Genomic DNA, 12,999 nt, shown 5'->3' with positions numbered 1-12,999 from the left:
TTAAAACTTTAAAAGCGTATCAAAAAACTCTGGAAAATAATACTTCGCACCTTTGCTGCCATCGTGTTGCTGTTGTTGCTTTTAATCATTATTTTCTCCATTCCGGCGGTGCAGACCTGGGCCGCCAAAAAAGTTACCACCAATCTAAACGAAACGTACGGAACCAGTATCCAGATTGAGCGGCTTGGCCTCAATTGGAAAGGGGAAGTGGATATCAGAAAAGTGTATATTGAGGACCACAGGCAGGATACCCTTATTTATGCCAATGAGCTGCAAACCAATATACTCAGCTTTCAAAATTTAGTCAATGGCAATTTGGGCTTCGGGGATATTGCGATGGATCGCGCAAAACTCTATGTAACTACTTATGAAGGCGAGGAAGCTGACAATCTAACTATTTTTGCAAATAAATTTGATACCGGTAAACCCTCCACAAATCCTTTTTCACTTTTCAGCAATGATGTGGCAATTACCAATTCACGCGTAAAAATTGTAAATGAAAATCTGGAGAAATCTGAAGTCTTAACGCTGGAGAACGTGAATCTTCAAGCGGATAATTTCAAAATTACGGGTCCCAATATTGAAGCTGAAATAAACAGCCTGAATATGTTGACCGATTTAGGGTTTAATGTAAAAAACTTGCAATCCGATTTTTCATATACGCTGGAGGCTATTGTAATGAATGATTTAATTCTTGAAACCGATGCTTCACGAATTGCCGGAAATATAAATCTGGATATCCGGAAAGGATTTTCAGATTTTATAAATGATGTGAATATTGATGCAGATTTTCAGGAATCCCTTGTTTCCACAGATGATATAAATGGTTTTTACAACGAATTTGGTCCCGACCAAATGGTCTATTTGGATGGCGAATTTACAGGAACCATAAACACGTTTACTTTAAACGATATCACTTTAAAAACCAGTGACACACAGATTACGGGCGATTTTGAGTTTCAGAATTTGGTAAATAAAGAAGCTAGCTATTCCATTATTGCGAAAGGCCACAATTTCACAACCAATTTTTACGATTTGCGGAGGTTTATGCCGCGTATACTTGGGGATATACTCCCTGTGCAGTTAAAGGAATTGGGCACTATTACATATTCTGGAAATACGTCCATTATTGGTGAGGAATTAAATACAAAAAGCAATCTGAACAGCACCATTGGCAAAGCGAAGATTGACCTTAAAATGGGCAATATCAATAATATTGATTTTGCTTATTACAAGGGAAATGTAGTGCTTTCGGGATTTAATCTGGGGAAAATTGCCAAAACAAATTCCTTGGGCAAAATGTCTGGGAATTTGAATTTTGACGGACGCGGTTTTACTGCCGAAACGGTAAGCACCGAGATATCTGGCGCTATTTCTTCCTTTAACCTTGAAGGGTATAATTATAAAAATATTGAAGTTTCCGGTAATTTGAAGAATCCTCTTTTTAATGGGGAACTTTCCGTCAACGATCCCAATTTAAAAATGGATTTTCAAGGGTTGATCGATGCATCTTCAGATGTAAATCAATTTGATTTTGAAGCGAATGTTGAATATTCAGACTTAAACAAGCTTAACCTCATAACGCGTGATAGTATTGCTGTTTTTACCGGAAATCTGGTGGTTGATATGGCCGGAAAAACAATTGATGATGTGGTGGGTACGGTTTCATTCAACCAGACTTTTTATCAAAACGAGCGTGATTATTTCTATTTTGATGATTTCAATCTCACGTCTTCATTCAATGGTGACATACGTACCATTGAAATTAATTCGCCAGATATTATAAATGGCAATATCACCGGGCGTTTTTTAATTGCCGATATTCCCAATCTATTCCAAAATGGAATTGCAAGTATTTATGCCAATTATGTTCCTTCGGAAGTAACCACAAACCAATTTATAGATTATGAATTTGTGGTTTACAATAAGATTGTGGATGTGTTTGTGCCACAACTTCAATTGGGAGAAAATACAAAAGTGAAAGGTTCGGTTTCTTCAGATCAATCAAAATTTGAACTGGATTTCCGCTCGCCAGAGATTTTGCTTTTTAATAATTATTTAGGTAAAGTTAATGTTCAGATTGATAATGATAATCCACTGTACAATACGTATATAGATATTGATTCAGTTTATACTGGTTTTTATAATCTGAAGGAAGTAAACGTGATCAACAAAACCTTGAACGACACAATGTACGTGCGGGCAGAATTTAAAGGCGGTGAGAAAAAAGAAGATCTTTTTAATCTTTCGCTTTATCATACGATTAACCCGGAAGGTAAATCGGTTGTAGGGGTGAAGCGCTCTGAAATTACGTTCAAGGAAAATGTTTGGGCCATCAACGAGAATAATAATAGCCTGAACAAAGTGACGTTTGACGATAATTTTAAGGAAATTCGCATTGATTCCCTCATCGCAAGCCATAACAATGAAATTATCCAGATGGCAGGGATTGTACGCGATTCCACTTACAAGGATTTGAAATTGCGTTTTAGGGACGTAAACATAGGCAATATTACTCCAGATATTGATAGCCTTCGCCTGCAAGGAAACGTGAATGGGAAACTTGATTTTATTCAGCGAAATGGTGCTTATTATCCCAATTCAACTGTAAAGATTGACGATGTTATCATCAATGAAATACCCTTTGGAAATCTGAATTTAAAGATTGATGGCAATGAAAATCTTACGCAGTATAAAATTAACACTACCCTTATCAACAATAATGTAACCTCCATTAGTGCCATTGGTGAAATTGATGTATCGCCCAACAATCCCCAAATTCGCTTGAATGTGGATTTAAATGAATTCAATATGCAGGCGTTTAGTCCTTTTGGTGGCGATGTAATTACCGATATTCGTGGCTTGATAACCGGAAAGGCATTTATTTCAGGAAATTACAAGTCGCCAGATATGCAGGGGAGGTTTTCGTTGGTGGAAAGCGGACTTAAAATACCGTATTTAAATACCGATTTTGATATTGAGGACAATACGCAAGTTCTGCTATCCAATAACAAAATTGAAATCCAGCGCACCAATGTTACCGATACCAAATTCAATACGGCGGGGGTACTGTCGGGCAACGCTACACACAAAAATTTTCAGGATTGGGAACTTAATCTAACTATTGACGCGCCGGAGCGACTGCTTGTGCTGGACACTCCGCCAGAGGAAGATGCCCTCTATTACGGAACTGCTTTTATAAGTGGGGATGCCAATATTTCTGGGCCCATTGATGAGCTTACTATTGTGGTAAATGCAACGACTGAGGAAGGTACTACATTCAAAATACCCATAAGCGAAACGGAAGCCATTGGGGATGATTCCTTCATCAACTTTTTATCACCTGCCGAAAAGGATGCCCGAATTAATGGAGAGCCCATTAAAACCGAAGAAAAAAAGGCGTTGACGCTCAAGTTCGATCTCGATATAAATACCAATGCCGAAGTGGAAGTAGTGGTGGACCAAGTGAACAATTCAACTTTAAAAGGCCGTGGTGCGGGGATTCTTTATATAGAAATCAATACCAATGGGAAGTTCCAGATGTTTGGGGATTTTCAGGTTTTTGAAGGGCAGTATGATTTTAGGTACAGCGGTATAATCCAGCGGAATATTAAAGTAGTTCCAGGCGGAAACATTACCTGGGACGGCTCTCCGGAGCGTGCCAATCTTAACTTGGAAGCTTTATATGAAACTGAGGCAAATCCTTCGGTTTTACTTGATAACCCAACCATCAACCGAAAGATTCCGGTAAATGTTTACGTAGGTCTGGAAGGCGAATTGGTACAGCCTAACCTCAATTTCCGGATTGATTTCCCAAGGGTGAGCTCAACGCTTAAGAGTGAGCTTGAATATAATCTTCAAAATGAAGATCAGCGGCAAAAGCAGGCGTTGTTCCTGTTGGCCTCAAATTCATTTGTAAATGATAATTATGCCGGGACCAATGCATTTACGGGGACACTGGCAGATAGAGTATCGAGTTTGGTGAATGATCTATTTTCAGACCAAGACAGTAAATTTAGGGTGGGTCTGGATTATTCGGTGGGCAGCAGGACTCCCAATCTGGAGACCGCGGACCGGTTTGGGATTACCCTTTCCACGCAAATAAGTGAGCGCATCCTCATTAACGGGAAAGTGGGTGTGCCCGTGGGGGGTGTTAATGAAACCCAAGTGGCGGGTGATATTGAGGTGCAATGGTTGGTGAATGAGGACGGTAGCCTACGTATCAATTTCTTTAACAGGCAGGCAGATTTACAATTCATTGGCGAGGAACAGATTTTTGAGCAAGGTGCCGGAATTTCGTACTCTGTAGATTTTAATACCATACGCGAGCTGGTACGGAAACTTTTCAATAAGAAATTGACACTGGAATCTGAAGAGCCCATTGTCCCCGATGACAATAGCTACCCGGTTGATTTTAATAGTGAGGGGGTTAGGGAGGAGGATTGAGTGAGAAATAACAATTTTTATTTTTAATGATCTGTTCAAAAAATTGTTTGAGTCATTGAGTTGGGCCTATTATAAATGGATTTTCAAAGATATAGTTTGTATATCCGTATTTAATGGCAATTAAGAATGTCGAAGATACTAAATAACAAAGCAGGCATATTCCGAGAATGATAAGCTTAACTTTATCAACTGACCATAACTTATGAACTTGAGAAATTGTTTGATACGTTAAATAAAAGAAAAGTAATATTGAAGATAGGTTCGCTAAATGTGCAATTTGAGGCCCAGAGGTAAAACTTAAAACTATTGATAATAGCTATTAATATAAATAAAAGTATCGTAAAAATTATATATTCAGATAATTTTTGATCCATATTTTTATCCCTTTGATTTATGATGAGAAGTATTCTACGTTTGGGAAGAATAATTTCGAATTAAGGTGAGAACACGCAGTTTTTAATAGCTATGATTATAAACTGGCTTTTTTATATTATAATATTCCAACCAAGCCAGCGGTTTAGGTAGCCTATATTTATTGAACTCTAAATGTATTACTCTTCTTTTTTTTCTGTTTGTCGTTCTATTTGAAGCGTGTAAAGTCAATGGTTTCATTAACATTGCTCCGCCTTTTTCTATTTCGCAAATAAATTCGTTTTCTAAATTCCAATCTTTTGAATCAGCTCGAATTATTCCATTTAGATGCGATTTGGGAATTACCTTTAAAGCTCCATTATTTTTGTCCGTTTTGTCCAAATGAATTCGGATTGTTATGGTATCTTCCAAAATCTGGACTGGTGGTTGAACTCCGTATTGTCCTTTTTTAAAAGTCCAATTAACGTAATTTTCCAATTCCACTTTTTGATCAACTGTAATACTTAAATCTTGATGATAAGCAACAAACCAATTCGATTCGCTTGGTTTGTCAAAGTAAATGGCTTTTGTCAGGAAATATTCTGACTCGGTAAGGTCAGAAATTAATTCAGTCAGTTTTTTATTAAACAACAAATCACTCAATTCAGGCACATTTGTGATTAATTGTCTAATAGCAAACAAATCCTTTGTTCTCATGAAAGAATTTTCAACCTGTTCAGCATTTTCAATACAGGCTAAAATTTCACTAATTTCATTTTGTGAATACAAGTCAGTTAAAATGGAATATCCATTTTCTTCTAGTTCTATTTTGTTTATTTTGTAGTTCATTTTTCAGCTTTCACACCGCACAGATATATACCGTGATTCCTATCCAAAATTAGCACGCTACTTTTGCTTAGCTCCCAAATATAATAAAATCGATTACTTGCTCGCTATTTCATAATTGATTCTATTTTGACACAAGGCTAGATTTACTATTGCAGTTGGGTAATTCCTTTCTTGCAAATAAATTATGATCCGTGGGGTTTAGGGTTGAAGTTATAAACGGAATGGTACGAGGATTGTGGCATTATCAGTATGGTATCTATAAAGTATCATCGGCATAGAGTCGGCATACTATCGGCATACCGTCGGCATATAGTCGGTTTATAGGTAATAAATTAATGTTTACCGTACCTGAGAAGAAGTACTAATATAATAAAAACCTTGGTACTCAACGAATACGAATACGAAAGGGGTGTTCTTTCAAATTTGATATAACTATGAAATCGAAACAAACATTTTATTTATACGGATGAAAAACCATCATTTTTAAACTCCCGCCACCACCGAAATCTCCACATTTACAAATTTTGGCAGGTTTGCTACCTCTACCGTTTCGCGCGCTGGGGCAGTGGTTTCATTGAAATAAGTGGCATATACTTGATTGATAGCTGCAAAGTTGTGCATATCGCTAATAAAAATGGTGGTTTTTATCACATTTTCAAAAGTCATCCCAGCCTCTGTGAGTACCGCTTTTAGATTTTCCATCACTTGTTTGGTTTCCTTGGCAATATCATCTGTAACAAGGTCACCGGTTTTTGGGTCAATGGCAATCTGGCCAGAAGTATAAAGCATATCGCCATAGCGCACAGCTTGGTTATAGGGACCAATTGGAGCAGGAGCGTGGGGGGTGTTGATTATTTTTTTCATAGTTCTTTGTTCTCGGTTATCAGTTATCAGTTGTCGGTTCTCGGATTTTGTTGATTGTTGTGGCTACTCGTTTGTGTTTTAAACCTCTAGTTTTGGCACTATTAATTACTAATCACTAATTGCTCATTATTAATTATCAAAGATTCCTATCTGCTTCCCGGCGTTTGTCGTATTTGATGTCGCTTAACACGGACGATTTAATTCCGATATAAAAATACCACGAGGTATTGATATTGCGTCCAATGGGAGTCCAGTTAAAACTGAACTGCCAACTTTCCAAATCCCGCTGAAAGCGAAATTGCGTAAGGGTTACGCCCTTATTTTTAAAATCGTATCCCGAGGAAACCCCCACCTGCCAGCGGGGCGAAAGTTCCAGATTGGTACTGAACATAAGCGATTGGGAAGAAATGGTATTCTGCCGTTGGTTATTAGCATAACTAATAGTGTACGCCACCCGCATATCCCACGGTATGGAATAATTGTACCAATCAATATCCGTTTTGTCCACATCCTCATCCTCGTCCTCATCATAAATATTACCGTTGTAGATGTCTGAAGTCTCACCAAAGAGATCATCCGGCCGACCACCATTTCTAAAAGTTTCGTTCTCAACACGATCCAAATCCTGACCGCTGCCCTCAAAATCGCTACTGCTAAAGGAATAATTAATGCTCAGGTTTGCATCGGTGAGCCTAAAAAGACTACCTCCATTGTTGATGTTAAAAATGTCGATGCGGTTATTGTTGTTATCCAGCGCATACGGATCCAGCGTTCCGCTGAAGTTAAAGTCGAGCCTCGGGACAATGGGCACCCCTCCCGTAAAACGAACGGGACTGAAGCGAAGCGAATCCCCGGCAAGGTTATATGCCGAAGTGAAATTGAGGTTATTGAGAAGGATAATCTTCTTTGGTTCCGCGGCCATAGTATCCCTATCGCGTATCTTGGCCTCAAGTGTATTGCTGATACCGAAGCCAATGTTACTGGAATAGACACGCCCGGGCGCGCCGAAAAGAGTGTTCTCAAAACGTGAATACTGGACAATTCTATCCATATTTGCCGCTTCATCTGCAGTTTCCGGAATGGTATAATCATCGTAATACCGCTCAAAACCCGGATTGATGTTATAGCTTATGGACGGGCGAACCACGTGTCGCAACGCCTGTATTTTATTTTCCTTATTGAAATTGAAAGTTCCGTACAGTGTTGTTCCCAAACTCGTATTGAAGTTGTAAGTTCGGTAACTGTCAAAGCCTGGGATGGTATCTTCCACCACGCCACCGGCACCATCGTTAAGATCTTGGTCAAAATCCCTCCGGATGGTTTTTAATACCCATGTTTCCCTATAATTGGTACCCATAGAAGCACTTAAGTATTTTAGCACTTTGAAATTTGTGGTAATGGGGATGCTGTGCTGTGCGCCAATCTGTGCACTGTTGAACATTTCAGGCTTAAAGAAAAGGGAATCAAATGTTGTGATTCGGTTTTCTGCGGTAAGATCGTACTGAAAATTTATATTCTGAATAATTCCCTTTTTTACCCCATCCTTTGGAGCAAACGGAAATATACGCGAGACACTCAGGTTTGCGTTGGGAAGGGACATATTGATAGCCTGCGTTTGCGTATTTTGTTGATGCGTAGCGGCAAGGCTCAGGTTCACTTGCGGTTCGCCTTCAAATGTTTTTGAATATGAAACCGAAGAGCTTAAGGTATTTACCAAGCTACTGGCATTATTGGTCTGGTTAATGGATTGCGTAAAATACGTGCTGCTCCCTAAGTTAACAGAAGCCGAAAAGCGCGAACTAGGGCTGCTCTTGGCATCCTGTGTATGCGTCCAGCGGATGTTATAAATGTTGCTTTCGCTGAAATCTGGGAAACCACGTTCACTGTTTACCAAACTCTCGTACCGAATACTAACGCTTCCGCGGAATTTGTACCGCGCGGCGTAAACCGATTCTGCCCGGAGACCATAGCTTCCGTTTGTGTAATAGTCGCCCAGCAGGCTTAAATCCAAATAATCATTTATGGCAAAATAATAACCTCCATTCTGAAAAAAGAAACCACGGTTGCTGTTTTCGCCAAAGGTGGGAATTATAAATCCCGAAGAGCGATCCTCCGTCAAGGGAAAATAGGCAAACGGCAAGCCCACTGGGGTTGGTACATCTGCAATGTACATATTGGTAAGCCCAGTTACGATTTTCTTTTTCGGAACAAACTTTGCTTTTCGGGTATAGAAATAATATTCTGGATCATCAATATTTTTTGAAGTGGTAAACTTCACATTCCGGAGGTACACAACGCTGTCATTTACTTTCTTGGTAACTTCGGCAATAACGTTGAATCCATTCTGCTCTGTCCTTGAATTGAAAACCAGGGCCTTTTCGCTATCAAAATTATACCGAATGGAATCCGGTTCCACGCGGTTATTGGCCTGGACAAATACGGGGCGTTGGCTATAAAATCCCGCGCTGTCTATTCCTTTGGCATATACTTCATTCTTATTATAATCAAGAATTATGAGACCCGCATCTATACGCATATCGCCATAGATAATGTAGGCCTTGTTGTACATATATACCTTGTTTTCCTTTCGGTTTAGGTACACATAATCTTCGCCATAATATTCCACGATATCCGTAAGCATTTCCTTTGGCGGGAGGATGGTATCGGTTTTTACCGTATCTACCACGACTTCATTTAGGGGTGGGGTAAGTGAGTCAATTCCCACGTTAAGCGTGTCGTCAACGGTGGTTCGGGGGATGTTTGTCTGTGTTTTTGGCGGAATGTCCTGGGCGTGCAACATGGTACTACAGGACAGCAGCAATGTTAAGAAGATTGTTAAGTAATGCCTGTATGTGTGCAATGCTACGATGCTATTATTTTGTAGATTTGGCTCAGTATTTGAAACGGTCAAAAATAAACATATTTTTTTGCGTACGTTTTTTAAAACAGTTTTTTTAGAATTTCAAATCGGATTAATCGTTTACATAGTATGACAACGAGATTTTTAACCTTTTTCGTATTACTTTTAAGTGCCACAGTTTTTGGATTTACAGTTCAAACCAACTCACCCACAAAGCCATTTGTTGTAGTTCTGGACGCAGGACACGGCGGAAAGGACCCGGGGAATAGGGGAAATGGTTTTTACGAAAAGGATATAGTGCTGGATGTAACCTTGCAAGTAGGAAAATTACTGGAGGCGCACAAAGATATAAAGGTTGTTTACACACGCAAAACGGATGTATTTATAGACCTTTACCGTAGAGGCCCCATTGCAAATGAAGTTGACGCAGATATATTTGTTTCCATTCATTGTGATTCGCATAACTCACAGGCATCTGGCATAGGGACCTTTGTGATGGGTGTGGATAAATCTGGTAAAAACTTAGAAACTGCAAAAAAGGAGAACGAGGTTATATTCTTGGAGGATAATTATCAGGAAAAATATGCAGGTTTCAATCCAAATTCCCCTGAATCATTTATAGGTTTCACGCTTATGGTAGAAGAATATCTTGACCAAAGTATTATGTTGGCTGGACTTATTCAGAATAACATTGTAAATAATCTAAAAAGAAAGGATAGAAGTGTCCGCTCCGCGCCATTCTGGGTTTTGCACAGTTCATATATGCCAAGTGTTTTGGTGGAATTGGGTTTCTTGACAAACAACGAGGAAGGGCCTTATGTAAATTCCAAAAAAGGACGCAATGAAATGGCAAAAGAAATAGCAAATGGAATTCTTTCCTATAAAAAACAAATATCCCTGGCTACTGAAGATGCAAGAAACCCAGTAATAACCGAACAAGAAGTAGAAAAGGTTATTGAAAAAACCGAGGAGAATATTTTTAAAGGGGTTATTTTTAAAGTGCAGCTTGCCGCAAGCGGAAAAAAAATTGATACCAAGCCCAACAATTTTAAGGGATTGAAGGAAATTTCCAGACTCAAAGAGGATGGGCTTTTCAAATATTACTACGGGGAGACTTCAGACTATAACAAAATTACGCTTATGAAAACATTCGCACAGCAGAAAGGCTATGATTCAGCCTATGTTGTGGCTTTTAAGGACGGCAAAAAGGTCAATCTACCGGAAGTGTTAAAATCTAAAGCCGATTAGTACGCTTTCTTTATATTTATCACCTAAATTTGTACGTAATCTAAATTTAAGCATTTGAGACTGTCAAAAGAAGTAAAAACCGGAATTCTCGCCATTGGCGCCATATTGTTACTCATATTTGGATATAGTTATCTTAAGGGTACAAATTTGCTGGAAAAAAACAGAACCTATTTTGTGAAGTATGATAATGTGGAGGGTCTTTCCAAGTCTGCTCCCGTTACCATTAATGGTCTTTCGGTGGGTAAAATTCGGAATATAACCTTTGAAAACCAGCAGGGTGGACTTGTTGTAGAATTTACAGTGGAAGAAGATTTCGATTTTTCCCGAAGCAGTGTAGTACAAATTTACAGCACCGGACTTATTGGCGGAAAAGCCTTGGCAATCTATCCAGAGTATGATGCAAACGATATTGCCAAATCTGGCGACACCCTTCAAGGAGATGTTGAGGATGGTATGCTTACCGCGGTTACAAAAGCGCTAGGTCCACTTGAGAAAAAGGTAAATAATACGCTGGCTACCGTAGATACGCTTTTGTTGAGCTTTACAGACATTGTTGATGAGCGGACCCGCGAGAATTTAAAGGAAGCCATTTCAAATTTGAACAATACCCTTAACTCACTTTCGGGCGTATCGCAAAGCTTAAATGGAATTTTGGATAGAAACAACCAAAAGCTGGATAGAACCTTTACGAATCTTGATAAAACTGCTTCCAATTTCGCAACGCTTTCAGATTCACTTTCACAGTTGGATACGGGCAAATTGGTAACCGATATTCAAGATGTGGTTTCTAAACTGGATGGACTTGTTGATGGCTTGGAAAATGGCGAGGGTTCTATGGGAAAATTGCTGAAGGATGATAAAATGTATGAAAATTTAGAAGGAGCCTCCAGACAATTGGAACAGTTAATTCAGGATATAAAATTGAATCCAAAGCGTTATGTACATATTTCGGTTTTCGGCAGGAAGCAGAAGGAATATGTAGAACCCGAGAATCCAGACCAATAAAGCATGCAGTACATTTCCAACATTCTTTTTATTATCGCCCTGGCTGCGGGAGTGGGATACTTTACCTTCAACATCCGCAAGATTATCCGCAATATTAAATTAGGGCAAGAGGTAGATGCCTCAGACCATCAACCGGAACGTTGGTCCAATGTGGTTCGCATTGCACTTGGACAATCCAAAATGGTAGTTAGGCCCATTCCGGGATTGTTGCATTTATTCGTTTATATCGGATTTATCATTATAAATATTGAAGTACTTGAAATTATTATTGACGGTATTTTCGGCACCCATCGCATTTTTGCAAGTGTACTTCCCGCGGGACTTTATAATTTCCTGATTGCTTCTTTTGAAATTTTGGCCCTATTGGTTCTCGTGGGTGTAATTTTATTTTGGACACGAAGGAATATTCAGAAGCTAAAACGTTTTTGGGCGAATGAAATGAAAGGTTGGCCTAAAAATGATGCCAATTACATTCTGTATTTTGAAATGGTTTTGATGGTTCTGTTTTTAACAATGAACGCGGCTGACCAACAATTACAGGCCATAGGAGCGGCACATTATGTGGAGGCAGGATTTTTTCCTGTGAGTAATTTTATCGTTCCTTTTTTTGAAGGTCTTTCAGAAAGCACTTTGATAATTATTGAAAGAGCTGCGTGGTGGCTTCATATCTTGGGGATTTTGGTTTTTCTGAATTATTTATATTTCTCCAAGCACCTACATATAATTTTGGCTTTCCCCAATGTTTATTTTGGAAAAGTGGTTCCCAAGGGAAAATTCAAAAATTTGGAATCCGTTACTAATGAAGTGAAACTGATGATGGATCCCAATGCAGATCCATTTGCCGCTCCCGCAGAGGGTGCCGCCGAAACTCCAGCAAAATTTGGCGCGAGTGATGTAATGGATTTGAACCGAATCCAACTTTTAAATTCCTACACCTGTACGGAATGTGGACGTTGTACAGACGAATGCCCGGCTAATATTACAGGTAAAAAACTATCGCCCAGAAAAATTATGATGGACACCCGTGACCGTCTCGAGGAAATTGGCGAAAACATAAATAAAAACGGTGAATTTAAGCCGGATGGCAAACAATTGCTCGACGATTATATTACTAGGGAAGAGCTTTGGGCCTGTACTACTTGCAATGCTTGCGTTCAAGCTTGCCCTGTGAGCATTGATCCGTTGAGCATTATAATGGATATGCGTCAATATCTTGTTATGGAACAATCTGCAGCACCCATGGAACTTAACGTTGCTATGACGAATATTGAAAACAATGGTGCGCCCTGGCCTTACAATCAAATGGACAGGATGAACTGGACCGGTGAAAAATAAAATGATTTCAAAATTCTACGTGTATTTTGAGTTAGAAAAAA

7 protein-coding genes are annotated in these 12,999 nt (G+C 39.1%); 4 read left to right on the top strand and 3 right to left on the bottom strand.

Going from position 1 to position 12,999, the window contains the following annotated elements:
* Positions 1–63 precede the first annotated feature (63 nt).
* Positions 64–4,446, top strand: coding sequence for a translocation/assembly module TamB domain-containing protein (locus KIV10_RS11045; protein ID WP_317194729.1), 4,383 nt, complete (start codon positions 64–66; stop codon positions 4,444–4,446).
* 456 nt (positions 4,447–4,902) lie between these two features.
* On the opposite strand, the gene KIV10_RS11040 is transcribed toward KIV10_RS11045, so the two are convergent.
* From KIV10_RS11040 to KIV10_RS11030, 3 genes are all read right to left on the bottom strand, one after another.
* Positions 4,903–5,646, bottom strand: a complete 744-nt coding sequence (locus tag KIV10_RS11040; RefSeq protein ID WP_214113623.1) for a phytanoyl-CoA dioxygenase family protein — start codon at positions 5,644–5,646, stop codon at positions 4,903–4,905.
* Between the two features lie 483 nt (positions 5,647–6,129).
* Complete coding sequence (locus KIV10_RS11035; RefSeq protein ID WP_214113621.1) at positions 6,130–6,510, bottom strand: RidA family protein; 381 nt, start codon at positions 6,508–6,510, stop codon at positions 6,130–6,132.
* Positions 6,511–6,646: 136 nt separating this feature from the next.
* The gene (locus KIV10_RS11030) at positions 6,647–9,421 is read right to left on the bottom strand and encodes a putative LPS assembly protein LptD (RefSeq protein ID WP_214113619.1); all 2,775 of its coding nucleotides are present in this window, start codon (positions 9,419–9,421) and stop codon (positions 6,647–6,649) included.
* Between the two features lie 78 nt (positions 9,422–9,499).
* On the opposite strand from KIV10_RS11030, the gene KIV10_RS11025 reads away from it, so the two are divergent.
* From KIV10_RS11025 to KIV10_RS11015, 3 genes are read left to right on the top strand one after another with little or no spacing between them, the layout of a single operon-like run.
* Positions 9,500–10,618: an N-acetylmuramoyl-L-alanine amidase family protein gene (locus KIV10_RS11025; protein ID WP_214113617.1), complete on the top strand. Its 1,119-nt coding sequence runs from the start codon at positions 9,500–9,502 to the stop codon at positions 10,616–10,618.
* Positions 10,619–10,672: 54 nt separating this feature from the next.
* The gene (locus KIV10_RS11020; RefSeq protein WP_214113615.1) at positions 10,673–11,623 is read left to right on the top strand and encodes an MlaD family protein; all 951 of its coding nucleotides are present in this window, start codon (positions 10,673–10,675) and stop codon (positions 11,621–11,623) included.
* 3 nt (positions 11,624–11,626) lie between these two features.
* Complete coding sequence (locus KIV10_RS11015; RefSeq protein ID WP_214113613.1) at positions 11,627–12,958, top strand: (Fe-S)-binding protein; 1,332 nt, start codon at positions 11,627–11,629, stop codon at positions 12,956–12,958.
* Positions 12,959–12,999 lie beyond the last annotated feature (41 nt).

The sequence above is a fragment of the Aequorivita echinoideorum genome, assembly GCF_018476645.1.
GTDB lineage: Bacteria > Bacteroidota > Bacteroidia > Flavobacteriales > Flavobacteriaceae > Aequorivita > Aequorivita echinoideorum.
The sequence above is the reverse complement of the archived record's forward strand: the minus strand, read 5'-3'. Positions and strand labels throughout refer to the sequence as shown.

What these genes read in the sequence shown, in the direction of transcription:
- KIV10_RS11015 (WP_214113613.1), top strand. Translation starts at nt 11,627, where the DNA reads ATGCAGTACATTTCCAACATTCTTTTTATTATCGCCCTGGCTGCGGGA.
- KIV10_RS11025 (WP_214113617.1), top strand. Translation starts at nt 9,500, where the DNA reads ATGACAACGAGATTTTTAACCTTTTTCGTATTACTTTTAAGTGCCACA.
- KIV10_RS11035 (WP_214113621.1), bottom strand. Translation starts at nt 6,510, where the DNA reads ATGAAAAAAATAATCAACACCCCCCACGCTCCTGCTCCAATTGGTCCC.
- KIV10_RS11040 (WP_214113623.1), bottom strand. Translation starts at nt 5,646, where the DNA reads ATGAACTACAAAATAAACAAAATAGAACTAGAAGAAAATGGATATTCC.